Source organism: Myroides indicus (assembly GCF_004364575.1).
Classification (GTDB): Bacteria; Bacteroidota; Bacteroidia; order Flavobacteriales; family Flavobacteriaceae; genus Flavobacterium; species Flavobacterium indicum_A.
Genome location: NZ_SOAG01000016.1, coordinates 19,996 through 45,656, shown reverse-complemented (window position 1 = coordinate 45,656; position 25,661 = coordinate 19,996). Strand labels below are relative to the sequence as shown.

General features: G+C 35.4%; 30 protein-coding genes, 3 tRNA genes and 2 pseudogenes. 19 read left to right on the top strand and 16 right to left on the bottom strand.

Annotated elements, in window-relative coordinates; translation table 11 throughout:
* Window positions 1-8: 8 nt before the first annotated feature.
* Together cmk and C8P70_RS07955 are read left to right on the top strand one after the other, a co-directional pair.
* Entirely contained in the window at window positions 9-692 is a 684-nt protein-coding gene (gene cmk / locus C8P70_RS07960) for a (d)CMP kinase (protein ID WP_133712807.1), read from the top strand.
* 68 nt (window positions 693-760) lie between these two features.
* On the top strand, window positions 761-2,095 hold the full coding sequence (locus tag C8P70_RS07955; RefSeq protein ID WP_133712806.1) for an MFS transporter: 1,335 nt from the start codon (window positions 761-763) through the stop codon (window positions 2,093-2,095).
* Window positions 2,096-2,131: 36 nt separating this feature from the next.
* Here the strand turns inward: C8P70_RS07955 and C8P70_RS07950 are convergent, their stop codons facing one another.
* From C8P70_RS07950 to C8P70_RS07940, 3 genes are all read right to left on the bottom strand, one after another.
* Window positions 2,132-3,481, bottom strand: coding sequence for a DEAD/DEAH box helicase (locus tag C8P70_RS07950; RefSeq protein ID WP_133712805.1), 1,350 nt, complete (start codon window positions 3,479-3,481; stop codon window positions 2,132-2,134).
* Between the two features lie 79 nt (window positions 3,482-3,560).
* On the bottom strand, window positions 3,561-4,322 hold the full coding sequence (locus tag C8P70_RS07945) for a C40 family peptidase (RefSeq protein WP_133712804.1): 762 nt from the start codon (window positions 4,320-4,322) through the stop codon (window positions 3,561-3,563).
* Between the two features lie 101 nt (window positions 4,323-4,423).
* Window positions 4,424-5,602 carry an acetyl-CoA C-acyltransferase gene (locus C8P70_RS07940; RefSeq protein WP_133712803.1) on the bottom strand — a complete coding sequence of 393 codons (1,179 nt, stop codon included), beginning with the start codon at window positions 5,600-5,602 and terminating at the stop codon, window positions 4,424-4,426.
* Window positions 5,603-5,952: 350 nt separating this feature from the next.
* Between C8P70_RS07940 and C8P70_RS07935 the strand changes: the two genes are divergently transcribed.
* The 7 genes and pseudogenes from C8P70_RS07935 to C8P70_RS13800 all read left to right on the top strand — a co-directional run.
* Window positions 5,953-6,036: transfer RNA gene (locus tag C8P70_RS07935), tRNA-Ser, on the top strand.
* A gap of 8 nt (window positions 6,037-6,044) precedes the next feature.
* A tRNA-Pro gene (locus C8P70_RS07930) sits at window positions 6,045-6,119 on the top strand.
* Window positions 6,120-6,127: 8 nt separating this feature from the next.
* Window positions 6,128-6,201: transfer RNA gene (locus tag C8P70_RS07925), tRNA-Arg, on the top strand.
* A gap of 372 nt (window positions 6,202-6,573) precedes the next feature.
* Window positions 6,574-7,041 (top strand): GNAT family N-acetyltransferase, encoded by a 468-nt coding sequence (locus C8P70_RS07920; protein WP_166666200.1) that lies wholly within the window; start codon window positions 6,574-6,576, stop codon window positions 7,039-7,041.
* A 276-nt stretch (window positions 7,042-7,317) separates the two neighbouring features.
* Complete coding sequence (locus C8P70_RS07915) at window positions 7,318-9,204, top strand: endonuclease MutS2 (protein ID WP_133712801.1); 1,887 nt, start codon at window positions 7,318-7,320, stop codon at window positions 9,202-9,204.
* Between the two features lie 19 nt (window positions 9,205-9,223).
* Window positions 9,224-9,376, top strand: a pseudogene (locus tag C8P70_RS13905) (hypothetical protein); the annotation flags it as partial.
* 41 nt (window positions 9,377-9,417) lie between these two features.
* Window positions 9,418-9,678, top strand: a pseudogene (locus C8P70_RS13800) (conjugal transfer protein TraG); the annotation flags it as partial.
* 149 nt (window positions 9,679-9,827) lie between these two features.
* Here C8P70_RS13800 and C8P70_RS07905 read toward each other — a convergent pair.
* Window positions 9,828-10,553, bottom strand: coding sequence for a Crp/Fnr family transcriptional regulator (locus C8P70_RS07905; protein WP_166666199.1), 726 nt, complete (start codon window positions 10,551-10,553; stop codon window positions 9,828-9,830).
* A 174-nt stretch (window positions 10,554-10,727) separates the two neighbouring features.
* On the opposite strand from C8P70_RS07905, the gene C8P70_RS07900 reads away from it, so the two are divergent.
* The 4 genes from C8P70_RS07900 (at window position 10,728) to C8P70_RS07885 (ending at window position 13,519) form a co-directional block, all read left to right on the top strand.
* The gene (locus C8P70_RS07900; protein ID WP_166666198.1) at window positions 10,728-11,162 is read left to right on the top strand and encodes a YybH family protein; all 435 of its coding nucleotides are present in this window, start codon (window positions 10,728-10,730) and stop codon (window positions 11,160-11,162) included.
* Window positions 11,163-11,176: 14 nt separating this feature from the next.
* Window positions 11,177-11,827 (top strand): SDR family NAD(P)-dependent oxidoreductase, encoded by a 651-nt coding sequence (locus tag C8P70_RS07895; protein ID WP_133712797.1) that lies wholly within the window; start codon window positions 11,177-11,179, stop codon window positions 11,825-11,827.
* A gap of 190 nt (window positions 11,828-12,017) precedes the next feature.
* On the top strand, window positions 12,018-12,572 hold the full coding sequence (locus C8P70_RS07890; protein ID WP_133712796.1) for an NADPH-dependent FMN reductase: 555 nt from the start codon (window positions 12,018-12,020) through the stop codon (window positions 12,570-12,572).
* 173 nt (window positions 12,573-12,745) lie between these two features.
* The gene (locus C8P70_RS07885) at window positions 12,746-13,519 is read left to right on the top strand and encodes an RteC domain-containing protein (RefSeq protein ID WP_243832688.1); all 774 of its coding nucleotides are present in this window, start codon (window positions 12,746-12,748) and stop codon (window positions 13,517-13,519) included.
* A 191-nt stretch (window positions 13,520-13,710) separates the two neighbouring features.
* On the opposite strand, the gene C8P70_RS07880 is transcribed toward C8P70_RS07885, so the two are convergent.
* From C8P70_RS07880 to C8P70_RS07860, 6 genes are all read right to left on the bottom strand, one after another.
* The gene (locus tag C8P70_RS07880; RefSeq protein ID WP_133712794.1) at window positions 13,711-14,100 is read right to left on the bottom strand and encodes a RidA family protein; all 390 of its coding nucleotides are present in this window, start codon (window positions 14,098-14,100) and stop codon (window positions 13,711-13,713) included.
* 157 nt (window positions 14,101-14,257) lie between these two features.
* Window positions 14,258-14,536 carry a nitroreductase family protein gene (locus C8P70_RS14145; protein ID WP_262708899.1) on the bottom strand — a complete coding sequence of 93 codons (279 nt, stop codon included), beginning with the start codon at window positions 14,534-14,536 and terminating at the stop codon, window positions 14,258-14,260.
* A 32-nt stretch (window positions 14,537-14,568) separates the two neighbouring features.
* A complete protein-coding gene (locus C8P70_RS14140; RefSeq protein ID WP_262708898.1) occupies window positions 14,569-14,880 on the bottom strand; it encodes a nitroreductase family protein in 312 nt (103 codons plus the stop codon).
* A gap of 141 nt (window positions 14,881-15,021) precedes the next feature.
* Window positions 15,022-15,660 (bottom strand): NAD(P)H-dependent oxidoreductase, encoded by a 639-nt coding sequence (locus tag C8P70_RS07870; RefSeq protein ID WP_133712793.1) that lies wholly within the window; start codon window positions 15,658-15,660, stop codon window positions 15,022-15,024.
* Between the two features lie 301 nt (window positions 15,661-15,961).
* The gene (locus tag C8P70_RS07865) at window positions 15,962-16,525 is read right to left on the bottom strand and encodes a Crp/Fnr family transcriptional regulator (protein WP_133712792.1); all 564 of its coding nucleotides are present in this window, start codon (window positions 16,523-16,525) and stop codon (window positions 15,962-15,964) included.
* A gap of 14 nt (window positions 16,526-16,539) precedes the next feature.
* Window positions 16,540-17,397 carry a LysR family transcriptional regulator gene (locus C8P70_RS07860; protein WP_133712791.1) on the bottom strand — a complete coding sequence of 286 codons (858 nt, stop codon included), beginning with the start codon at window positions 17,395-17,397 and terminating at the stop codon, window positions 16,540-16,542.
* 74 nt (window positions 17,398-17,471) lie between these two features.
* On the opposite strand from C8P70_RS07860, the gene C8P70_RS07855 reads away from it, so the two are divergent.
* Window positions 17,472-18,455, top strand: coding sequence for an alpha/beta fold hydrolase (locus C8P70_RS07855; protein WP_208293393.1), 984 nt, complete (start codon window positions 17,472-17,474; stop codon window positions 18,453-18,455).
* 150 nt (window positions 18,456-18,605) lie between these two features.
* Window positions 18,606-19,436 (top strand): class D beta-lactamase, encoded by an 831-nt coding sequence (gene blaOXA / locus C8P70_RS07850; protein WP_166666196.1) that lies wholly within the window; start codon window positions 18,606-18,608, stop codon window positions 19,434-19,436.
* Between the two features lie 189 nt (window positions 19,437-19,625).
* Here blaOXA and C8P70_RS07845 read toward each other — a convergent pair whose 3' ends face one another.
* Both C8P70_RS07845 and C8P70_RS07840 read right to left on the bottom strand, forming a co-directional pair.
* Window positions 19,626-20,501: a pirin family protein gene (locus C8P70_RS07845; RefSeq protein ID WP_208293392.1), complete on the bottom strand. Its 876-nt coding sequence runs from the start codon at window positions 20,499-20,501 to the stop codon at window positions 19,626-19,628.
* Window positions 20,498-20,881, bottom strand: coding sequence for a DoxX family protein (locus tag C8P70_RS07840; RefSeq protein ID WP_133712789.1), 384 nt, complete (start codon window positions 20,879-20,881; stop codon window positions 20,498-20,500). Before C8P70_RS07840 ends, C8P70_RS07845 begins: the two co-directional genes overlap by 4 nt.
* Window positions 20,882-20,978: 97 nt before the next feature.
* Here C8P70_RS07840 and C8P70_RS07835 point away from each other — a divergent pair, with 97 nt between their 5' ends.
* A complete protein-coding gene (locus C8P70_RS07835) occupies window positions 20,979-21,326 on the top strand; it encodes a winged helix-turn-helix transcriptional regulator (RefSeq protein ID WP_133712788.1) in 348 nt (115 codons plus the stop codon).
* Window positions 21,327-21,577: 251 nt separating this feature from the next.
* Here the strand turns inward: C8P70_RS07835 and C8P70_RS07830 are convergent, their stop codons facing one another.
* Complete coding sequence (locus tag C8P70_RS07830) at window positions 21,578-22,378, bottom strand: SDR family oxidoreductase (RefSeq protein ID WP_133712787.1); 801 nt, start codon at window positions 22,376-22,378, stop codon at window positions 21,578-21,580.
* Window positions 22,379-22,454: 76 nt separating this feature from the next.
* Complete coding sequence (locus C8P70_RS07825; protein ID WP_133712786.1) at window positions 22,455-23,012, bottom strand: Crp/Fnr family transcriptional regulator; 558 nt, start codon at window positions 23,010-23,012, stop codon at window positions 22,455-22,457.
* Between the two features lie 322 nt (window positions 23,013-23,334).
* Between C8P70_RS07825 and C8P70_RS07820 the strand changes: the two genes are divergently transcribed.
* The 3 genes from C8P70_RS07820 to C8P70_RS07810 are packed head-to-tail and all read left to right on the top strand — an operon-like array spanning window position 23,335 to window position 24,284.
* Window positions 23,335-23,553 (top strand): hypothetical protein, encoded by a 219-nt coding sequence (locus C8P70_RS07820; protein WP_133712785.1) that lies wholly within the window; start codon window positions 23,335-23,337, stop codon window positions 23,551-23,553.
* Between the two features lie 33 nt (window positions 23,554-23,586).
* Complete coding sequence (locus C8P70_RS07815; RefSeq protein ID WP_133712784.1) at window positions 23,587-23,856, top strand: hypothetical protein; 270 nt, start codon at window positions 23,587-23,589, stop codon at window positions 23,854-23,856.
* A gap of 38 nt (window positions 23,857-23,894) precedes the next feature.
* Window positions 23,895-24,284 (top strand): VOC family protein, encoded by a 390-nt coding sequence (locus C8P70_RS07810; protein ID WP_133712783.1) that lies wholly within the window; start codon window positions 23,895-23,897, stop codon window positions 24,282-24,284.
* A 273-nt stretch (window positions 24,285-24,557) separates the two neighbouring features.
* Here the strand turns inward: C8P70_RS07810 and C8P70_RS07805 are convergent, their stop codons facing one another.
* Window positions 24,558-25,253: an NAD(P)H-dependent oxidoreductase gene (locus C8P70_RS07805; protein ID WP_133712782.1), complete on the bottom strand. Its 696-nt coding sequence runs from the start codon at window positions 25,251-25,253 to the stop codon at window positions 24,558-24,560.
* A 27-nt stretch (window positions 25,254-25,280) separates the two neighbouring features.
* Window positions 25,281-25,631 carry a nuclear transport factor 2 family protein gene (locus tag C8P70_RS07800; protein WP_133712781.1) on the bottom strand — a complete coding sequence of 117 codons (351 nt, stop codon included), beginning with the start codon at window positions 25,629-25,631 and terminating at the stop codon, window positions 25,281-25,283.
* Window positions 25,632-25,661: the final 30 nt, after the last annotated feature.

The following is a 25,661-nucleotide window of genomic DNA, read 5'->3' as shown; positions in this document are numbered from 1 at the left end:
TATTTATTTTGAAAAAAATAACTATAGCCATTGACGGGTTTTCTTCAACAGGAAAAAGTACATTGGCAAAATCATTAGCAAAACAGCTAGGATACGTCTATATTGACTCAGGAGCTATGTACAGAGCAGTTACACTATTTGCCATGCGTAAAAAAATGATCGATAAAGAATGTTTTAAGAAGGAAGACTTAATTAACAGTTTAGAGCAGATAGAATTGAATTTTCAATATAATGCAGCAAAAGGCTTTGCAGAGATTTACCTGAATCAAGAAAATGTTGAAGAAGTAATTCGCACGTTAGAAGTATCTAAATTTGTGAGTCAGGTAGCAGAGGTACCGGAAGTTAGGAGAAAGCTGGTCGAACAACAGCAAAATTTTGGAAAATTAAAAGGCGTTATCATGGATGGGAGAGATATTGGAACAGTTGTTTTTCCCGATGCAGAGCTTAAAATTTTTATGACAGCCTCTCCTGAAATTCGAGCAGAAAGGCGCTTTAAGGAGCTGAAAGAAAAAAATGCATCTGTGGATTATGATGAAGTATTCCGCAATGTAATAGAAAGAGATCAAATAGATACTTCAAGAAAAGATTCACCTTTAATAAAAGCTGAAGATGCAATAGAAATAGATAATTCAGATTTATCAAGAGTTGAACAGTTTGATCTAATAATGAAATTAGTAACAGAGAGAACTTAATATGAAGGAGAGAATCGAACTCCTGAATTTAACTGAGTTGCGACTTCCTTGAAAATAAATAATACATTATGAATGTAAAGCTAAAACTAACGTTTATGAGCTTTCTGGAATTTGCAGTCTGGGGAGCCTATTTAACGTCTATGGGAAACTATTTAGGTGCTGTGGGCTTAGGACCGAAAATAGGATCTTTCTATGCAATGCAAGGAATTGTATCTATTTTTATGCCCGCAATTATGGGAATAGTTGCTGACAGGTGGATTCCCGTTCAGAGATTACTGGGAATAAATCATTTATTAGCAGCAGTCTTTATGTTTGCTACGGGTTATTACGGATATATATCAGGAAGTAGTGTAGACTTTACAACTATTTTTACATTATATACCATTAGTGTAGCCTTCTTTATGCCAACAATTGCTTTGTCCAATTCTACAGCTTATTCTATTTTGAAACAAAATCAATTGGATGTAATAAAAGCTTTTCCGCCTATCCGTACGTTTGGAACGGTGGGGTTTATTTTTGCTATGCTTTTTGTCAATTTTTTTGGATATACAGACGGAGTATTAGGGTTTAACTTTAGCAGCAGTATCGGTTTTATTAGTTTTCAACAAGACTATCATCAATTTTATGTTTCAGGTTTTTTGGGTGTTGTTCTTTTTTTATACAGTTTTGTGCTTCCCAATTGTCCTGTTAAATCAGGAACTAAAAAAACACTTGCAGAAGCGTTTGGTTTAAAAGCATTTGCTTTATTTAAACAGAAAAAGATGGCTGTTTTCTTTATCTTTTCAATGCTTTTAGGAGTTTCACTTCAAATAACAAACGGATATGCCAATCCATTTATTACAACATTTAAAAATATTCCCGAATACGCAAATACATGGGGAGCTAGTAATGCAAATGCATTGATTTCATTATCTCAAATATCAGAAACACTGTGTATTTTGCTAATACCGTTTTTTCTAAAGCGGTTTGGGATAAAAGTTGTGATGTTAATGTCAATGGTAGCTTGGGTACTTCGATTTGGCTTATTTGGAGTTGGCGATCCAGGCAGCGGTGTATGGATGTTTATTCTGTCGATGATTGTTTATGGAATAGCATTTGACTTTTTTAATGTATCCGGTTCACTATTCGTAGATAATGAAACTACAGAAGATATTCGCTCTTCTGCACAAGGCGTGTTTATGATGATGACAAACGGATTTGGTGCAACGTTGGGAATGTTTATTGCTCAGGCTGTAGTAAACCACTACGTATATAGCCAAGAGGACTTGACTTTGCAGTTAGAAGGTTGGAGACATTCCTGGATTATTTTTTCATTATATTCCTTAGTGGTAACCGTATTATTTGCAATCGTATTTAAATATAAGCATAAACCAGAAGATGTGGAAAAAATGATACAGGATTAAACAAATAAAAAAAGCTGATTATTAAATCAGCTTTTTTTATTTGTTTTTTCGCTTTGTAGCTCGTTTAGCATCTACGGCGCGATTCCTGGGTTTTGTCTTTCGAGGGTTTCTTTTTCCCGGACCTCCAAGGTTAACTTTTGTGTTTTTTTCTTTTTTCTTATGAAAAGCAGCACCTTTTTCCTCCGTCTTTTTAATTTTAGTCAGCTGTTTTGATTTTAGTTTAGACTTTTCAAACTCCATAAGCTGATCAGAAATTTCTACTGCCTCTGGAATTGGAATTTGACGGATTTCTTTTTCCATTAAAATTTCTGCATTTAATTTCATCTCTTCTTCTTTGGGATCTACTAAAGAAATAGCAATACCATTTTTATCTGCACGACCTGTACGACCAATGCGGTGGATATATTGTTCAGGTGATTCTGTGAACTGTAAGTTTATAACATGGCTGATATCGGAAATATCTAATCCGCGTGCCATAATATCTGTTGTTAGTAAACCTCTTAGTTCATTGGCCTGAAATTCAGCCATGGATCTCAATCGAAAGTTTTGTGATTTGTTGGAGTGAATTACTGTAAATTCATCTGGAAAAAATTCTTCCAGTTTTTCCATTACTACATCAGCCAACCGTTTGCTATTAATGAAAATCAAAACGCGGTTAAAAAGATCTTTGTCGGCTAATAGGTACATTAACAAATTTAATTTTGTATTGAAATTTGGAACAAAGTAGATTTGCTGATCAATTTTTTCGAGAGGCGTGCCTGAAGAGGCAAGAGAAACTTCTTGCGGAAAATCAAAATATTCGTCCAATACTTCATCAACTTCTTCTGTCATAGTTGCCGAAAACAAAATATTTTGTCTTTTGTTTTTCATCATTGAAAGAATGGAAGTAAGCTGTGTCCGAAATCCCAAATTAAGTATTTCGTCAAATTCGTCAATGACCAATTTTTGTGAATTGTCAAACCGAAGTACACCGTCCAATGCCAAATCCATTGTTCTTCCGGGAGTTCCAACAACAATATCTACCCCTTCATAAACAGCGTTTCGCTGAGTATTGATGTTGGTTCCTCCATATACTCCTAAAGTTCGGACAGACATATATAAAGTTAACTTTTCTATTTCCTGAACAACCTGAACAACTAATTCACGAGTAGGAACTAAAATAATTACTTTTGGGGTATCTGTATTGGAAAATTTCCATTGCTTTAAAATAGGCAGCAGATAAGCCAATGTTTTTCCAGTTCCTGTCTGCGCTATTCCTAAGACATCTTTTCCTGACATAATAACAGAGAAAGATTTTTCCTGAATGGGAGTAGGAGTGGTTATATTTTGCTCATCAAGAGCTTTTTGCAGGGCTTTCGGTAGATTAAATTGCTCGAAAGTGTTCATAATGTACGAATTTCGACAAAGATACCTTTTTTATTTAAGAAATTTATTTAACAATAAATTGTTTCAGAATTGAAAAATACTATATAATTTTTTTAATTACACGTAGTTTGTGTGTATGTCTTCCAGAATCAATGTTATAGATACCTAAGTGATCCAGACGATCTATTCTTACTTTTCCATGAGAATGTATAATGTAGTTATTATCCATGATAATTCCTACATGGATAATATTGCCTTCCTGATTGTCGAAAAAAGCTAAATCTCCGGGTTCGCTCTCTTCGATAAAACTTAATACTTCTCCAACATTAGCTTGTTGTGATGCATCGCGTGGAATGCGATATCCATTAATTCGGTAAACCATTTGTGTAAAACCGGAACAGTCTATTCCAAACGGAGTTTTCCCTCCCCATAAATATGGTGCGTTGAGGTATATAAAGGCAGTATTTAAAAGTTGCTTTTTTTCTTTTTTGCCAAAAACTTTTTCTCCTTCATAAATAAATTGCTCGATGTTAATAGAACTGCTGTCTAAAAAAGACAAAGAACTGCCAATAGAAACAGGTAACAGTTGGTTTTTAGAAGAAGAGGCAAAATCTACTAAATTTCCGGATAAGAGCGTTGGTTGTTGTTGAAGAAACTGAAAGTCTTCGACTGAAATTGCTTGAAATTGTTTATTGTCAATCCACCCTTGATAATGATCTAAAGCTAATTCTATTTTTGACCACTTTTCTGTTTGCTCTAATACAGTAAAATGCTCTCCAAATAAGACTTGAGAAGTCATTTCACTTTTATCCGAAGGTTCGGCTCTTAAAGGAACAATAGATAAATTACAGATTGCGTACATTGTTATTAAAATAGAAAAAGATATAGACCATGGAAAAAGAAAAAGAAAGAAGTCAAAAAAATGTTTTTTCACTTCTTTCTTCTTTTTTTCAATTTTGAAAATTAAGCTCTTTCAAGAACTAAAGCAGAAGCACCGCCACCGCCGTTGCAAATTGCAGCAGCTCCTATTTTTCCATTATTTTGTTCTAAAACATTTAATAAGGTTACAATAATTCTTGCTCCCGAACATCCCAATGGATGTCCTAAAGATACTGCACCGCCATTTACATTAACTTTGTCAGAGGTTAGTCCTAATATTTTAGAATTAGCAAGACCTACTACAGAAAATGCCTCATTAAATTCAAAGAAATCTATATCCTCAATAGCAATATTAGCTTTTTTGAGGGCTTTAGGTAAAGCTTTGGCAGGAGCTGTTGTAAACCGGACTGGATCTTGAGCTGCATCGGCATATCCTTTAATATAAGCAAGTGGTTTTAATCCCAAAGAGTTTGCTTTTTCTTCGCTCATCAATATTACAGCGGCAGCACCGTCATTGATCGTTGATGCATTAGCTGCAGTTACGGTTCCTTCTTTTGTAAAAGCAGGTCTTAAAGAAGCAATTTTATCTAATCTAACGTTAGTATACTCTTCATCTTTAGTAACCATCACAGGATCTCCTTTTCGTTGAGGTACTGCTACAGGAACAACTTCATTATTAAATTTTCCACTTTCCCACGCTTTAGCAGAACGCTCGTATGATTGCACAGCAAAAGCATCTTGTTCTTCTCTTGTAATATTGTGCTCAGTAGCACATAAATCAGCTGCAACACCCATTGCATTATTATCATAAGCATCGACTAAACCATCATTTTGTAGACCATCAATTAAGGTGGAAGGGCCAAACTTTTGACCGTTTCTCATATGCACATAGTGAGGAATCATGCTCATGTTCTCCATTCCGCCTGCAACAATCACTTCAGCATCACCCGATAAAATAGCTTGTGCGCCAAACATAATTGCTTTCATGCCCGAAGCACATACTTTGTTAACAGTAGTACATGGAACCTCTTTTGATAAACCAGCATATAATGCAGCTTGGCGAGCCGGTGCCTGACCCACTCCTGCTTGAACTACATTTCCCATAAAAACTTCATCTACTAGGTTTATATCAAGATTGATCTTATCTAAAGCTCCTTTTATAGCAGCTGCTCCTAATTTGGTAGCGGGAACAGTCGATAAACTACCTAGAAAACTTCCGATTGGAGTTCTTGCCGCAGATACGATTACTACTTTTTTATTCATGATTTATAGTTATTTAATTAAGTTTTGCGAATTTAAAACAATTAGACAAATATACATGAATAATTTTGGAGAGAAAACAAATTACGAGCAAGTTAACATTGAGTAAAGGTTTTACCAAAAAAAGAAAGAGTTTAAGATTATTGTGAGGAAAGGAAATAAATTAAAAAGAAGAGGATTTAAACGAAAAAATACGCTTTGAAACAAACGCGATGAATATTATAGGATGTTGATTTATAATAAGTTTGTTTTAGGGTGTTATTTTTTTATGTTTTTTATTTAAAAAAGTTTGGATGATAGTAAAACTAATGCTACTTTTGCATCCGCATTAGAGAACAATTCTCTATGGCAACGGAGAGGTGCCGGAGTGGTAACGGAGCAGATTGCTAATCTGTCATCGGGTAACCGATGCCAGGGTTCGAGTCCCTGTCTCTCCGCGTTTTTTCGGGGTGTAGCGTAGCCCGGTCATCGCGCCTGGTTTGGGACCAGGAGGTCGCAGGTTCGAATCCTGCCACCCCGACAAAGTGAGGTCCAGTAGCTCAGCTGGATAGAGCAACTGCCTTCTAAGCAGTAGGTCTTAGGTTCGAATCCTAACTGGATCACTTTTAAAACCCTTGTTTATCAAGGGTTTTCTTGTTTTATATACTTTTCTTTCCTATTTTTATCATCGCAAAAGTGGGCATTTTTTCGAAAAAAATGTAACTCATATATTACTTTCAAAAAAAGATGCAGCTCAGATATGACAATTAATTTAAAAATTTTAAAGGCAAAAAAAACTTTGTAAATTCGAACAGTATCTGCTCATTTTTAATTGTTTAAATTAAAAATATGTCTTTTGTTTAATTCATTTCTCTGGTTTTATGGAATGTTCTTTAGAAATATCGATATTCATTGCAGATATAGAACCATTTTCAGTTAAGTTGAAATTTTTAGATCAAAATCTATTTATAATGGAAAATAATTCTATTCTTTTAATGAAAACTCATTTGGAGGACATAGCCGAAATAATCAGGCTTGAAAACGAAGACGAAAACAAGTCTTGTATACTTCCCTATACCAGAGAACAACATATGGCTGCCATCGAAGATGAAAATATGGCACACGTCAGCGTGTGGGATAAATCATCAGGAAAAATAACCGGATTTATTATTTTATGTGGTATTACAAATCCGAATAAGTCGCTTGAGTTCCGACGAATAGTCATTAGCGAAAAAGGGAAAGGAATTGGTAGACAGTGTATCCGTCTTATCAAAGAATATTGCTTTATCTCACTCAGGTTTAATAAACTATGGCTTGATGTATTTCAAGATAATGAGCGAGCCTCAAATCTGTACAAGTCAGAAGGATTCTGTTTAGACGGTATTCTACGTGACGAGATAAAGACGGATGACGGGTATAGATCCTTACTGCTCATGTCCATTCTCGAATCTGAATACTCATAAACACATATTAATGGAATTTTTATTATCTTTGTCCAATTAAGGACACATAGAATATGTTTTTTCTTTCCGCATAAATACCATATCGCCATTTTGTTTCTCCATTCTTAGAGAAACCCGGATGCTGCTGTAGATACAAGATTATTTAATTCCGTATCTCAAAATTGACAGTATCAGGATGGGGTATGGGCAATCTCAAATTAATCCTTTTACATTTTTAAAAACAATTGGTATTCAGACCCCGATAGTCTGATTGCTTGCTATTAAACATATTTTGAGATGAATATTTATCCGGAAAATTTTGAACATAAAATAGATTTCGACGCTATACGTGAGCATATTAAAGAGAAGTGCTTAAGTCCCTTAGGCATCGATAAAGTAAACGCTATGCGTTTTTCAACTGATTTCGAAACAATCGAACGTTGGTTAACACAAACCCATGAGTTTTCTCAAATCATAAACAAAAAAGAAAGTTTCCCTTCGGAACACTTTATTGATATCCGTTATGCCCTTAAACAGGTTCAGGTGGACAATTCTTTTTGGCTATCAGAAAAGGAAATCCCTCAATTATCCGATTCGCTGGAAACTATTGTTCGAATTGTTGAGTTTTTGAATGACGAATCGAGAAACCAACCCGGTAAGATAAAATACCCTGAACTCAAAAAACTGGCAGATGAAATAAAGACATTTCCATCGATCATCGAAAAGGCAAATTCAATTTTGGATAAGTCTGGACAGATAAAAGACAATGCTTCCAAATTGCTAAACACCATCAGAAAAAATAAAATCGATGCGGAAAAAGATATTACCAAAGCTATGGCTGCCGCACTTCGTACGGCACAAGCACAGGGCATCGTGGGCAGAGATGTCCAAGCCGATATGAGAGGTGGGCATTATATAATCCCGGTGACGGCTACCAACAAAAGGAAAATCAAGGGGGTAGTTCGCGACAGCTCTGGCAGTGGAAAAACATTCTTTATAGAACCCGAGGCGGTAGTCGAGGCATCTAATCGCTTGAGGGAATTGCAAAATGATGAACGAAAAGAGATTGCCCGAATATTGACAGAGTTCACGAATTTAATCAGACCCGAAGCGGATGAAATTCTAAAATCATACGACTTCCTCGGAACCATTGATTTTATTCAGGCAAAAGCATCTTTTTCGATACGTATCAAAGCTACGAAGCCCGTATTGGAGAACAGACAGAATATTGAATGGACTAATGCTGTACATCCATTATTGGACATTGCACTGCGACAACAGAAAAAACACGCACATCCACTGGATATTTTTCTGACTGAAAAAGACAGGATTTTAATCGTATCGGGAGTGAATGCCGGAGGAAAATCTCTTTGTTTGAAAACGGTAGCTTTATTACAATATATGCTACAGTGCGGATTGTTAATTCCGGTAGATGAGGGTTCAAAAGCAGGTGTCTTCCAGAATATATTCATGGATATAGGCGACGGGCAAAGTATGGAGAATAGTTTGAGTACCTATACTTCTCATTTAACGAACATGAAGTTTTTTGTAGAACATAACGATGACAAAACACTTCTTTTGATTGATGAGTTTGGGGGTGGAACAGAGCCTCAAATCGGAGGAGCAATTGCAGAAACACTTTTGGAGCGTTTCAATAACAAAAAAAGCTTTGGATTGATTACGACGCATTTCCAAAATCTAAAGCATTTCGCCTATAAAACAGAGGGCGTAATCAATGGTGCGATGCTGTACGATTCCGAAAATAACCGCCCAATGTACAAACTTTCGATAGGAAATCCGGGAAGTTCTTTTGCAATTGAAGTAGCCCGAAGAATAGGTTTGGACGAGAGTATTATCGCTGATGCTTCCGGTAGAATAGGTGAAGAATTTATTAATATGGATAATTTTCTCCAATCAATTGCTAAAGACAAACTGTACTGGGAAAATAAGCGAAAGGAAGCGGAAAACGGTTTAGGTAAATCAAAACCCGTTATCGAGCCAGTTCAAGTTTTAACTGATGATATTGTCAAGGAGATAAAAAATATAAAAGTTGGCGATACTGTTCGTTTAACGGGACAGTCAGCGGTTGGAACGATATCCGAGATAAAAGGAGATGAGGCTATCGTTTTCTTTGGTACACTCAAAAGCAAAGTAAAACTGGAACGTTTGATTTTAGAAAACTAGTAACCAAGTACAAGTAACTGTGTCAAAATCACGACACAGTTACTTTTCTTTCCAATGGAAAAGCCATTTTAAAAAAGGGTTTAAAAATGCGAATGAAGAAATCCGATTTTTTAAATATCAGAAATCTGCCATTGTTGCCAAACTCATCTACTACAACGCTATTTACAAAATCGAGACAAAGAAACCCTACGGAGCGAAGCCCATTAGGAAAATGTTTCAGACAACTTCGATGAACGTATCGAGCAGAAAATATTTCATGCTGAAATCGTGGTGGATAACGAAAAGGTTTCTACCGAAACCAAAGCGTACAAAAAGAAACCGCAGATATTATCTTTTACCGATGAACACGGCAACGACAATATGAAACAGGTCATTGAAGCCAATTACAGGCAGGTCAAAACAGACGTTTTGCAGATTGTGGAAAGCGAAATGGAGCGTATCAAGAACGACCCCGGTTTAAAGCACTTGGTGTAGGTGTATCAAGTTTAAAAATGATCAACAGATGATTTAGAAATCTTTTATTGAATAGAATACTTATACCGTCGTCAGTCCTTATTATCGGTGGTATTTTGGCATTGGAATTTGGTAAAGTCTAATAATAAGTTGGTACTTATTAAGAAGTTTTATCCCTTTACTATTTTATTTCTCACCCTACTGACGGTTTCTCTACTTAGGTTTAGATATTGCGCTATGTTGGTTACAGAAATATCTGAAATCCATTCATTTCTATGTTTTAAAAGGTAGGCGTATCTTTCCAAAGGCGTTTTTAAAGTTAGGACAGTGTAATGCTCTTGTTTCTTTTGAATGATTTGTTGAGACAAGTCTACACAGAGCTGTAGTAGGTCGGCTTCTTGTTTGAATATCTCAACCATCTTCTCAAGCGGGTAAAGGATAATTGTACTCGGAGTAAGCGCACTGATAGAATACGGCAACGGTCTATTCCGATGAATGTCATTCCAATTATCCATGTATTCATGTTTGGTCGTAAATGTCGATATTCTCTCCAATCCGCTCTCGTCAAAATAAAATAGTTTGAGACAACCCTCAACAACGAAAATGCCATAGTTTAAATAGTCTCCAGCCCGAAATATCAATTCATTTTTTCCAATGTTTTTGACTATCGAAATGTCTTGGAGTTTTAGCCAATTTTCGTGATTTACATAAGTGTACTTCATGGCTAATATACTATGGAACTCCCTAATTATATTTTGGTTGTTTTCTGTCATTATCAAATGATACAATGATTGATTTAAACTAATATCAAAAATACGACATTTTTGGGATTGAGCAGAATGGAGGTTAGCTGCGACAGATTTTTTATAGTCAAATACTTTTGTGATTAGAATCACAGCACGTGAAATATATGTCATTTAATTTTGTGTAGCAAAACTAAAATAGAAATAAAGATGGATAAAATGAAGTTGTTACAATTTGTATTTTGTTTAAAACTGTCAATTACCCTAAGTAGTTGCTTCTCGCAACTCAAACAAAATATACAGAACCATGTAACAATTCAAGAGGATATGAACAACAAAAAAATGACGGATATGAAAAAAGAAGAAAAGGCGATTAGAGAGGTATTTACAGACTACGTAGTTTTTTGGAATAATCACGAAATAGATAGATGGGGCGCACTGTTTACAAAAGACACCAAGTTTATAACATGGTCTGGGGGGAGATATGATTCAAATAAAGTGAATATCGAAAGCCATAAAAAAGCCCATAAATTCTTACAGGAATCAAAGCAAAACATGACTTATAAATTGGATGATATTACCATAAAATTTTTACATGATGACATCGCATTAGTATATGCTACTTGGATCTGGAAGGATTTTAAAAATGATGACAGTGTAGAAGATCGTTCGGGTCACTTAACTATGGTATTGATAAAATCGAATGACCGATGGCTTATCAAAACCACCCAGAATACAAGAATTGAAAAAATATTAGACTAGGCAGAGTTACGGGAATGACGGATAGAAAAATAATGCTCATAGTGGGCGCAGGTCAAAGATTAGGGATCTCCGTGGCAAAACGATTTTTGATAGACGGTTTTAGTGTGATATTGATAAGTAGAAACGAAAACAATCTTAATTCGTTAAAGCAAAGTCTAACAGGATATAAAGATTACGTTTTTACTTACAAAGCTGATGTTTCTAATAAAAAAAAATTAAAATTTGTTTTAGAAAGTATCTCAAAAAAATTTCAAACAATAGATGTCCTTTTTTACAATGCAGTTAATATCGTCAAACGATGTATTTTCCACGAGTCCGAAGCAGACTTAATCAATGATTTTATTATCAATGTGATTGGGTTATTAACCACGGTTCAGACCCTGAAAGAAAACCTAATCGAATCAAATGGTGTCGTATTAGTTTCGGGTGGTGGTATTGCAATATGTCCAATGCCCGAATATTCGTCCTACTCCATTTCAAGTTCTGCGCTTAGATCACTAGTACTATGTTTAAATAGTTCGCTTCTTGAGCATGGAGCTTATGCCGGAATATTGCTGATAAACGGGGCGATTGATGAAAATAGCCAAACATATAGCCCAGTCAATATAGCGAATGTTTTTTGGCAAATGTATGTAGAACGGAAGGTAGCTGAGGTTTTATTGTAAATGTTATAAATAATTTTATAACTGATTTGGAATATCGGTGTGATCGAATGATATTATTTTAAATCAGCCTAATGAATAATCAACGAGACATTATCTAAGTTAGAAACAGCTATCAATGGTTTGGAAATTGAGGCTGATTATTCCATACAACGAATTCAGTATCACAAATTCATAAAAATATATTAACAATATGAAGATAGTTATAATTTTATCGGCAATAAGAGAGGAAAGAAAATCACAAAGTTTAGCTATTTTTCTTCTAAACAAAATGAATGAGCGTGTTTCAACAGAGTTGATTGATTTGCAAGAAATCAACTTACCCGCCTTTGGAACAAAACTAGAAAGTCATCAAAACATAGAACAAATAAGACATATTCTTATAAAATCAGACGGCATTATATTTATTAGCCCCGAATATCATCAAACATATACATCCACGCTTAAAAATATGGTTGAATATTATTGGGCTGAGTTTAGTAAAAAGCCAATAGGCGTAGTAACTACATCGGCAGGGAAATTAGGCGGAGTTCAAGCCTCTATACACTTGCAATCATTGGTTTTGGGATTAGGTGCATATCCTGTTCCAACAAGGCTTTTGATACCAGAAATCCAAAATGCATTCAATGAAAAAAACGAACCTGTAAACTCAGATATAGAAAAAAACACAGAATATTTCATTGATGAGTTTTTAGATTTTGCAGCCGTGTTGTATCAAGATAAAAGGAATAAGAGAGTAATTTCATAATATATTCCCGCTAACTTTTTAGTTTATAAATTTAACTACTTGCTACGTCATAAATAAAGCTGTACGTTCAATTTATAGAATAACTGGAGGAAATAAAAATATCCCGAAACATTAGTGATGTTGAACAATTCTATAATGAAACATTATTCAAACTGGAAACGGCAATCAACGAATTGGAGCTTGAGGCCAACTGCCCTTTAAAACGGATTGAAACCGTTATACATCTTATTGTAGAATGCCTGTCCAAATTAAAAGAATACGTATTAAAAAGAGGTTTTAAGAATACTGATGAGGAAATCCATTTTTTCAAACATCAAAAACCTGTCATCGTAGCCAAGCTCATTTACTACAATACGATTTACAAAATTGAAGCAAAAAAGCCTTATGGGACAAAACCCATAAGAAAACACCTTAACAAAGAACTGAAAGAGTTAAATAGGTTCTTTGACAACAATCTGGTCTTCTACAAGTATTACCGTAGTAATAACCCGTTTCTTGACGACAAATATTTTTTACGGGGAAAGCTGGATATTCAGCTATGCGTTGATACAGGGTATTTTCAGTCTGATATGACTTTTTCCACATCGCATGATTATAAGGTTGCCAAGATAATCGCAAACGATCTGATACAAGTCTATATCGAAGACCAGTTATATAACAAATTCCAAAAAGATAAATCTAAAACCCCGAAAAAGCTGAAATGGACAGGTAGCAAAGTGGCATTGATTGAATTGATTTACGCTTTGCACTTTCAAAAGGTTTTCGAAAATGGAAACAAGGATATAAGAGAAATAGCTCGATATTTTGAAAGTGTCTTTGGCATTGATCTGGGTAATTTCTATCAGACTTTTTTGGAGTTGAGAAACAGAAAAATGAACCGTACAAAATTCCTTGATGCACTTCGAGAAGAACTTATACAGAGAATGGGCGAGCAGGACGAAAAGTAGGGTTTGAACGTGCCACCGCCTGCATTTTACCCCCATGACCAGGCTATCAATAAAATGCAGATGGGTCGGGCTATTCGCTGTATCTTTTGCGGATCTGCGAGGACCGCAAAAGGATGTCGCTTCTATCCCTCACGCTGTATGCCGTTCAGAAACATTTGCTTTTATTTCTTTTTTTTACTGTTTTCTCTTTTTTATTTGACAACCGTAGCTTCCAGCTCAACTTTTAATGTTTCAAATAATACATTGACCTCCATGGCAGTCAAAGCTGTTCTGATATTATGTTGGGCTATCCATTCCTGAAGGATATGAAAATGTGGCCAAAGATCTTGCATAGAGGTCGTGTACACCTTTAATCGAACCATGCCTTTACACTTATATCCTGCTAACGATATCACCTCTTCTAAATTAGAAATTGCTTTTTGAAGCTGTGACTTCATATCTTCATTGCTAGATATACCATTGGGTTCTATAGCGGCCTGCCCGGAACAATATAATATACCTTCTGGATTTTTGATTTCAACTGCTTGTACATAACTGCGTTCATTCTGCCATGTCCAAGGACTAAATTCTCTTTTTTCCATTTTTAATTATTTTTTATGTTTACTGTATGCATAAGCGATTTATTTTTTTGCACCTCATATATTGTGTGAGTTGTTGTGTAGTGGTGTGGGTTTGAATGGATGTCCATTACATCTCGATAAACCACTATTGAAAGATTGCTTTTAGAAGGGAAACGGATTATTTAATAGTAATAGCAAACTCTTCATTTGGGACTCTTACCTTTTTAAGGTTCGCTAAGAAATCTCTTTCTTGATCACGATAACCCAAGGCAAGCAATACTACACTCTTCAAGTTTTTGTCCCTTAATTCTAATAAGTTATCAAACTTATCGGCATCAAAGCCTTCCATAGGCGTAGCGTCTATCTTTAGGTTTGCGGCAGCAATTAGAGCAGTTCCAAGGCCAATATAAGCTTGCTTACTTGACCATGTGAAATTTTCTTCATCGCTACGAGGCAAAAGAAAATTACAAATGGCGTGTTTAAACTCTGCTAATTCCTCGACAGGCTGTTCTCTTTCATAAGCGAAAAATGTAATATAATCATCTCTTGACTAATGGATCCGAAAGCGGCAAACACCAATAGATGAGAAGATTCACCTATTTGCGTATTAAAAGACCCCTCACCGAGTCTCTTCTTTAACGCTTGATCTTCGATCACAAAAACTCTGTAGGTTTGCATTCCCAATGATGAAGCAGAAAGGTTGATGGCTTCAACTATAGTTTCTATATCTTCATTTGAAACTTTTTTGCTACTAAATTTTTTGGTGGCATACCGCCATTTTAAATCATCTAATAATCTCATTGTATGTAAATTTTAAGTTGTTTTTTTAATTGTTGTGCTAAACCAATAGTAAGAGCTTTTTTACACCTTATACAGTGCATTGTTCGAGCTGTAAAGTCAAAAAGAAGTAAAGTGGGACTCTCAATATGGTGAGTGCGTTGGCTAAGTGTTTTTACCATCAATAGGGTTACTAACCAATAAAATCTCTTTTTTTAGTGTTCGATTAAGGTGCTCTATATATTGATTCTCATACTCTTCGAAGCGTTCTTTATCCATATTTTTAAGAACGTCATAAAAATGAAATCCTTTAAGCCTCGATAATCCCAAGAATTCCATTGCCCTATGAAAACCAAATAAAACACCATCATCTACCGAGGTTTGGTCCATGATTTCACCTTTAATTGTAAATGCTCCTTTCGGTGCATTCCAACTGGTTGTTATCAAATATTTTTTAGAATGAAGCAACCCACCTCTACCGTAATTTAATTGAGGATCATTTCTTGTGCGGCCATCGCTTTCATAAAGCCTCCCTTCTCCGTTTTTAAAAACCACATCCATATATTCTTTTAATCTATGTGGTAGTTGAAACCACCAAATAGGTACATGCCAAATGGTAATATCAGCCCAAAGGAAATTTTCGAGTTCTACAAGTTCATCATATTCGTAGTTGATGTCAGAGGCACGAACATTAAAACCATTGATACTCATGAAATTATCTGTAATTTCGGCCAGTTTTTTGTTTAATTGTCCACTTGAAGTTCCAAAAATTTGGCCACCGTTAATAATAAATATGTTTAACATAGTAATGCTTTTAAAATCAGATATCGTTTTACTCCGTACTTTTCCTATTCAATTTGTAGAAACTGCTATTTAAATAAGTTTTCTTATTTTCTTCATTTTACCTTACAGAGGAATCCTTTTTTCGTTTTTAATTGCTTAGTGCAAAGTTAGTTTCCAATTTTGACACTCCCTGTTGATCTAAATCACAATTATGGAGTGATGTATGTCACACGTTGAAGTTTAAATATGCAATAAAGAAAAACAGTAGGCTATATAGAGGGAATGAGTTGTGAGCTGTCGAGAAAAGCTAATGAATTGGATTTTAGATCGATATCCTGCTTAATGTTTCTCGAGAAACACCCAGATAAGCCGCCAATTGAGATTTGGGTACCCGTTGGATTAAGTTAGGATATCGTTCGATCAGCTGACGATAACGCTCCGCAGTGTTCAAGGTAAGGGCGGAAAGAATTCGTTTTTGTGCGGCGATAAATCCAAAGTACGCTTTTTCCAAAAAGAAATGTTCTATTTTGGGCAAGGCATTGCAGAGATGTTTGTAGTCATCATAGGTAATAAATAATACATCCGTATCTTCTAGACATATGAGCGACATGGTTGTTTTTTTCTGTGTATAAAATGCTTCAAAATCAGTTTCCCACCAATCCTCCATAGCAAAAGAAACAATATGTTCGCGCGCATCGGAATCATTATATACAAGCTTTACTAAGCCTTTACATACAAAGAAATTCTTAGTAAGATACTCTCCTTCGTGGAAGATGAACTGTCCTTTTTTATAGACTTTTGGAGTGAACAAAGAAGCTACAAATTCAAATTCGGAATCTGTAAGGGAAATAATTTTTTCGATATGGTTCTTCAGTATATCATACATTTTACAAGATTTCATTATGTAAACAGACTAATAAACGCTTTGAGCACAGGAGAGGGTACACTCTCTTTACGATAGATTAGGGCGTTTTTGACAGCCCCAATTTCTTTAGGTAAAGCATGTGTTTTAATTTTCCTTCCACTATAAAAGGTTGATACAATTTCTTCAGGCAGAAAGCTAAAACCAATTCCAGATTCTATGAAATTGACAACTCCTTCTATGGAGTTAATGACCGTTTTATGATAATTCATAATGTTATGGCTTATCAGCCAAGCTTCCAATCGAGCTCTGAAAAAGCAACCTTGATCAAACACAATTGCTTTCATAAGAGGTTGTTCTAGCAAATCTTCGAGATTTTTAACAAAGATTGGCGTTACGGCGACAATACGCTCGTCATTAACATGAATCTGTTTCAGCTCTTCGTTGTATACCGGCGCGGGTATAAATGCTGCGTCTAATTTGTAGTTTAACACGCTATCAATTAGCGTATCACGCATACTTGAAGTTAAATGAAGATCAATCAGAGGAAATTTGTCAGCCATTTCGTGGACAATGCTAGGTCCTTTATGAGCCATTGTAGTTTCTAGAAAGCCTATTTTAATTTGACCATTAACTATGTCGTTTTTTCCGATGGATATTTTTGCCTCTTCAATTAAGTTAATAATTTGCTTGGAATAATGTAGTAGTGTCTCCCCCGCTGAGGTAAGTTCAACCTTTCTAGAAGTTCTCAAAAACAATTTCGTATCAAACTCTTCTTCCAGACTTTTTATCCTTGCTGTTACATTCGATTGTACAGTATAAGACGCTTCTGCAGCTTTGGTAAAATTACCATGAAAAGCAACCGCCATAAATAATTTCAGATCATTAATATTCATAAATCATAAATTGTGATATTTTACATCGTAATAAATCATTTTTAACAATCAAATATAGCCTATAAATTTGTAGTATGAAAAATAAAACAAATAAATTTTCTGTGACAAGCATACTTGTCATATCAACCTTAATACTAAATCCATATATTATGGCACAATCTAAAGTGAATCTAAAAAAACAAACAGAAAACACAGAGCGTAACATCTACTATCGCACAATAAATGCAGCCGGACATAATATTTTCTATCGGGAGTCTGGACCACAGGACGCTCCAGTAATACTACTTCTCCATGGCTACCCAACATCATCACATATGTTTCGAAGTCTTATTCCGATTTTGAATAAAAAGTATCATGTAATAGCTCCTGATCTTCCCGGATTTGGCTATTCAGACTCTCCTACAAGGGAAAATTTCGATTACACGTTTGATAACCTTACTAACGTGATGCAAGCATTTATCGACACTTTGGAACTCAAAAGGTTTGCAGTATATGTATTTGATTACGGCGCACCTACGGGCTATCGCTTAATGATGGCAAACCCAGAAAAAATAACAGGATTTATATCGCAGAATGGCAACGCTTATGAAGAAGGATTGGGTACTGCATGGGATGCAGTAAAAAGATATTGGATTAGCAACTCAGAAAAGGACAGGGATGCGCTAAGAGGATTTGTAAAAGAGCAAGAACTCAGGTTTCAATATTTTACCGGAGTCGAAAACCCTGAATTAATTGCACCTGAAGCATATACACTGGACCAATACTTTCTTGATCGCCCAGAATCTGACGAAAAGCAACTTGACTTATTATATGATTATAAACATAACGTCGATCTTTATCCAGAATTTCAAAAATACTTCAGAGAATATCAGCCTAAGGCTTTGATAGCTTGGGGAGATAAAGACCCTTATTTTCTTCCAGAAGGTGCCAAAGCTTACAAAAGAGATATACCAGATGCAATTGTCAAGCTTTACGATACGGGTCATTTTGCGTTAGAAACCCATGTAAAGGAAATTGCGCAAGATATTCTTGATTTTATGCTAACATTACCTGATTAGAAAATTGGTAGCCTGAGATTCATTGATGAGAATGAAAGTAGCGTTTCTATACTTAAATTTAGGTACTGACTAGACATATTTATATATAAATGTGGTTTCACGTTCTACTGATCATGCAAAATGCGAAAAAACAAATGCAATTATAGTTTAATGCAAGCAATAATGATGATTAACAGCAGAAATATCCTAATTATCCTAACTTCTTTCTTGTTAAGTTCTTATCCGACTGTACAAGCTCAGCACATCGAGGTGCAAAGTCATTTAAAAAAATACTATGATCAATTTAACGTAGAGGGCACCTTCGTTTTATACGACCAGGAAGCAGACAGATATCTAGTGTACAATCCGGCTCTTTCTGATCAGGCAGTTACCCCCGCATCTACCTTTAAAATTTGTCACTCACTGATTGGTCTCGAAACGGGTAATATAGAGGATGAAAACCATATCATTCACTGGGACAGTGTAGAAAGGCAACTACCTATTTGGAATAAAGACCATGATCTAAAAAATGCATTTAAAAATTCTACCGTTTGGTATTATCAAGAACTTGCTAAAACTATTGGCACTTCACAGATGGAAGACTGGCTGAATAAAGCACAATATGGCAATGCAAATACCTCAGGCGGTATTGATCGTTTTTGGTTGAGTGGAGGACTTCGTATTACACCTAAACAGCAAGTTGATTTTTTAAGGAGAATTCATAATTACCAGCTACCTTTTTCAAAGCGATCCATTGATATTCTGAAAAAGATAATGGTATCAAATGATACTGCAGATTTTATTGTAAGGTCAAAAACAGGTTTGGGGCAGCAAGACAATCAAAATATTGGTTGGTATGTAGGTTACATAGAAACAAAAACCAATGTCTATTATTTCGCAAATTGTATTCAATCCAAAACCATAGACTATGAACATTTTATAAACGCCAGAACGGAGATTGTTGACCTCATATTGAGAGAACTGAACCTTATAAATGAATGAATGTGATAATTCAGTTTCGCTCCTTTCGTCACATCCTTGCGCAGGATGCACCGCCTGATATATTCAGTCGCTCTAGTGACCTTTGCCTATCAGGCGGTTTTGCGCAATTCACTACCTTTTTTCCCGTTCTTTTAGGAAATTGCTCAATCCAGCGCGAAAAAGTAACTTTAAAACGCTAAACATTATTTTTTAATTACTTATTTGTGAAGAATAGGATATTTTCTGAATGCTTGGCAAATCGTTCAAATGTGGAAATTTTCCCTGACGAAAATCTCGATACATCTGTGCGATGTCTTCCATGGTATCTGCTACAAAAGGTCCGTGATGAACCACAGGAACATTATGAGGCTGTCCGGCATACAACACAAAATGGGTGTCGTTTTCCAGTGCTTCAAATTGTATTTCGGTATCGCCGTCTTCAGTCGCTTTATCAAGCCAACCCGCTTGTCCGGCATTGATGATTTTGTCGCCAGCTTTCACACTGCCTTTTAATACATATACCAAACCATTATAGTGCGATGGAATTTCCTGTGATACCACAGCTCGGTTGTCTAACCTGAAGTCCACCAAAGTAAATGGCGTATGGTTTTTTAATGGCGAAATCAATCCGTTACTGCTTCCGCTATACACACGAATTTCGTATGTATCGGTTTTAATTTTGGGTACGTCTTCCAATAGCATTCTTTGTAAGAAAGGTTGAGCGTATCGCTTTTCGGGCGGTAGTACCAACCACACTTGCAGCATACGAAGTTTTTGTTTGGAAGTGATTTCTTCGGTGTGGATAATGCCTTTTCCGGCGGTCATTAGTTCAAAACTTCCCGTTTTCCAATCTTTTTCATTGCCTTCCAAAACCAAGCTCAAGGTTTCAAACCCAGCGTGTGGATGTGCTCCTCCTACGGGTTCTCCACCAGGAAGGTTCAGGCTGTCGTCCATAAACAAAATAAAAGGGTCGCTGTCTTTGTAAGGTACACCGTCCAATACCGCCATTGCACGATGTCCTGTTCCCAAGAAACCATTATGCCAATGGTTTTGGGTTATTTTTGAAATATTTCTGCGTATCATCATTGTTGTGCTTTATTAGTTTGAAAAATCCTTTGCTTCAGTTCGGGGAAACGAATAAACGCCGTAACCCAAAGCAGCATTTGAAAAATAACCGCCATTGCTATCGGTTGTTGATGTTGCAAATGTGTGGCGATAGCTCCACCCAAATAGGCTACTAACAGCATTGCTCCCAAAACTCCAGTTCTTGGAATAATGAAGAGTATCAGCGAGATGATTTCAATAACCCCAATAAACTGATACGTGGAAGCATCAAGGCCAATAGAAGAAGCTTGTTCCAAGGCCGTTTCGTTTTGCGTGAGTTTCATAAAAGCACTCATTGTAAACACAAGTGCTAAAACGATGGTCATTCCCCATCCCGTAATTTTGATTGCTTTTTGTGACATAATATTTTAATTTTTAATTCTGATGCAAATTTCAGAATAAATACTATACATTTGCTATCTGTTACAAAAAGGATAGTACTTACAAAAAGAATAGTATATGAAAGAACATACGATAGAAAGTTGTGCAAAAGCTAATTTGGCAATACGTGATACACTTGATATAGTAGGCGGTAAATGGAAGTTAATCCTGATTTCGGTGTTACGAAGCGGTAAAAAAGGGTTTAATGAATTGTCGAGAGAAGCGGGAATTTCCCCTCGTATTTTGTCGAAAGAATTGCAAGAATTGGAAATGAACGGATTGGTCAGCCGAAAAGTCTGCGATACCAAACCTATAACTGTACAATATGAATTGACCGAATATAGTCACAGTTTAAATGATGTTTTGGTTGCTATGGAGAAATGGGGTTATCAACACAGAAAAAGAATTGTTCAAGGGATTGAGTAATTGGAATTCCATTGGTATAATAGCCAATATTCCTCAATCAAAAATTAGAATTCTAAAGCTAATTCTCATGATCACATAGGAATAAAAAACAATACCTAACTTTACTATATGGGCGGTTCGTTTAAAGATTTTGACAAAAATGATAGGCTTTACAACGCTAGAAATAATAACACTTTTCCATTATTCACAGGATAATGGAAAAGTGCATAAGGAAATTAATATAGTTTAAAAAGAAAAAACTTATTCTTAGTTTAGAAAAAACGCTTATTCATTTCGTTCATTGTCTTTTCAATTCCTTCTTTTTTTAGCCAATTATACTCTTCGGTAGCAAGGTCACCTGCAAGATAGTGTAATTGATTCTTATTGTCCGTAGCTGCTTCGTAAACAACATTTGCAATTAGTTCCGGCGTATCCCGTTTTAAACTAGCGTCCTCCCGCATAGCTCTGAAATATTGGTTGAAGGTATCTTCATATGCTGAATGAGAAACCATTTCCGCATTACCACCAAAATTGGTTTGCATATAGGCAGGCACAATTGTTTTAATATTCACACCAAATCGGTTCAATTCATAACTCAATCCTTCAGTCCAAGTTTCTAAGGCTGATTTTGTAGCAGCATATACAGCTACAAACGGATAAGGTATGTTTGCGGTAGAGGAAGTAACGGTAATAATTGTTCCACTTCCTCTTTTCCTAAAATGAGGGAGAAATGCTTTGGTAACCAAGATTGTTCCTAAAAAATTGGTGTTAATTTGTTTTCCTAACTGTTCGTTGGATGCCCCTTCAAAGGGTCCCATCAGTCCATAGGCCGCATTGTTAAACAATACATCTATTGGACTGATTTTTTCTGCTTGAGCGACTACTTCCTCAATATGCTCACTATTACTGATATCGAGTTTCAAAAGTTGGATATTTGGATACTGTGTTAGTTCTGTCTCGTTCTCAGGATGGCGCATCGTTGCGATTACTGTCCACCCTTTAGAGGAAAATAATTTAGCTGTAGCTTTTCCTAGCCCTGAGGAAGCACCTGTGATTAAAATTGTTTTGTTCATTCTCTTGCTTTTTTATTGTTACAGCAAATATAAAATGACCAAAGATGAACTTATTTACCATATGGTAAAAAGTAAATTAATAAAGATTTTTTCTTATTCTGCTAAGAGATTGTTGAGTAATTCCCAAATATGAAGCAATGTAGGACAATGGAATGCGATTAACAAGAGTAGGATATTTTTGAATAAATTCCAAATAACGTGTAGTGGCATCTTGTGAAACCAAAGGACTTACCTTTTCCAATTTTTGGATTAGTGACCGATTGGTTATTGTTTGAATTATTGTTTTCCATTCGACTATTATGTCAGAAATTTCTTCCCAATCTCGGTTGGAGAACACCAGTAGTTTACAGTTGGTAATCGCTTGTATGTATTCTTTAGATGGAATATTTTTTAGATTATAAAGCAAGTGGTTTTCCTCAATGAATATCTTAGTTATTTCTTCACCTTTCTGGTTGAAATAATAAATACGGAATATACCCTCCAACACAAATCCTACCTGTTTCAATACTTTCCCCTCTTCTATAAAATAGCCCCCTTTTTTGAGTTCTATTTCTGTGCCCTTGCTTTCAATTATTTCAATTTGTTGCGCATTAAGAGGGGCAAATTGTTGAATGTATTTTATAAAATCTTTCATCGTTGCTAATTTAGCAATAATTTTTCAAGTTAATCCCTTTCAGATTTTCAGAAATTGCATTAAATGAAGGTCAAAAAATAAAAGCTAATAAGAATGAATCCCTGAAGTTTGTATTGTTAAATACAAAACCCTTTCTTCATAGAAAAATCAAACCTCAAAAAAGATAGGTGTTAATTGTTTAAATATTAAAATTTTATTTCTAAGTTTGCCTTAGGTAATAAAAGGATGCCTATACTCACAAAAGACAACGTCACCTTTTTTTTCGGTATGCAAATGTTTCATAAATCCGCCAAATGTGAGTAATGGCAACTAAAAGGATATTATGAAAGAATTACGTCCAATAAGGCTCAAGCAACTAAAAGTTGAAGCCAAGTTACTACTGAAAAACTTTAAATCGAGCAGTGAAAGTTCGGTAAAAGAATATTCCAATCAGCCAATCTTCCAAGATTTAACTGCTTCGGAAATTAAAAACTCTATAAAAGAGATTCGTCTAAAAGATATCTATCATCTTATTGCCTCAGAATACGGTTATAGCCGCTGAGAAGATTTAAAACTTCATATCGTAAAAAAAGATATGCTTTTTAGAAGTAATGGGATTGGCTTAATCCACAAATGGTTTAAAAACTATAACGAAGCGAGTAAATATCATCTTGAAAATGGAGGTTATTTGCTTCAGTTTTGGGAGGATTTTGTCATATGTGGAATTGAATATATTCGACTACTGAAATTAGACTCATACACTGAAGAATGGCGTCTTATTGAGTACAATTGGATTGAACCCAAAAACGAATATGCCTATCAAAGGCTTTATGATAAAGCAATCTTACAGTATTACTTACTGTAGGTTTTCGAAATCTTATTAATTTTTTAATTTTTATTTTTATGAGAAATTATTTAGGTAGAATAGTTCTTCTGGTAGAGGATTATGAGAAATCAGCCAATTTCTATGAAAAAAACTTTGGCTTTACGCGATTTTTTGATGTAACTACAGATGTAGGACAACGATTCCTTCATATTGGTAGCAAACCATCTGATTCTTTAGGTATTTGGTTCTTGAAAGCTGATACAAAAAAGCAAAGAGAACGTGTAGGTAATCAAACCGCCGAACAGCCTACGATGGTGATTTATACACAAGAATTAGAAACTCTCTATGAGCGACTTAAAAATAACAACGTAAGGTTTAAAACTGATGTTATTAAAACTCCAGAATATAGCTTTTTTCATTGTTTCGATTTGGATGGAAATGAAATTATTGTGACGGAATTACAGTAATTATTCTTTGTTGCAAAGAGTGCTTAGAACAAAATACTACCCATCTCTACCTACAAGTTTGAAAACTACTTCTAACAATAGTTAGTATCAATCGATAGCGAGATGGGATAGTTTAATATTCAAATAAAATTATTTTCTCCATTTTAAAAGCATACCTTTTTTTATTAGACATAACTCCCCTAAAACGGATGTTTAACTGCTTAAAAAAACAGGTAACGTCAATGCATTGCTTTATGTATGAAGATGTGATAAAACCTGTAATCGAACAGTGTATCATTTAGTTGCTAAGTCATTTAAGTTAAATTTTTCGCTTACATTAATATCCGCAGCATCCTCGACACTCATTTCAAGCACAAACTGCTCTTTAGATTTACGGTATTTCTTCATATTTATCAGCCAGTCATTATCAGCATCTCGATAACCCAAAGGAAGTATTACCGTACTTTTGTAACCAATCTCTCTAAGTTTCAGAAGCTCATCCAATTTTTCGGAATCAAAACCTTCCATAGGTGTCGCGTCTACCTTCTGCTCAGCGGCGGTGGCTATTGCCATCCCAAATGAAATATAACTTTGTTTTGCCGCATGGTGTGCCTGCCATTCTTTGCCTTCATGTTCGTAAAGCTCTAAAACTTTTTGACGATATGCATCCATTGTATCATGCGGCAAGTTACGTAGGTCCATCATCTCATTAAATACATTAGAAATACGCTCATCACTATATCCATCCCAAGCTATCCATATCAGTAAATGAGAGCAATCGGTTATTTGCTCTTGGCCATAGGCTATCGGTTTAATCTTTTCCAGCAAGGCACGATCAGAGATTACAATCACTTTATATGGCTGTAATCCTGACGAAGATGGAGCAAGCCGAGCAGCTTCTAATATATAATCCAATTTGTCCTCCGGGATAGACTGCCCGTTCATTTTCTTTGTGGCATAACGCCATTTTAAATTATCTAAAAGTGTCATATTTTTATTGTTTTAAAATTTTATATTTTATTTCTCATTCTTTAATACAAAAGCTTTTAACTCAGCCATTTTTCCGTTTTCAAACCTCCATATATCGGAAGCAAGATAAGATTCAACTTCACCATTCTTATTCTCAAAACTAATTTCACCCACCTGCACAACAAAGTCACCTTCCTCTATCATTCGTTCAATTGTGAACTGTGTTGTTTCTGTATAAGCTTCTTCCAAATACTGCTTAACAGCCTCTTTCCCTTTTAAAGTTTTTTCTCCGATGAACACCCATTCTGTGTCATCTGTGCAAAAAGATAAGAACCCATCTATATCCCCTTTTTCAAGTGCTTCATTGGCTGTTTTTAATAAGACTTTGTTTGTGACCATTTTTTTAACGTTTGATTTAATTCAACATAA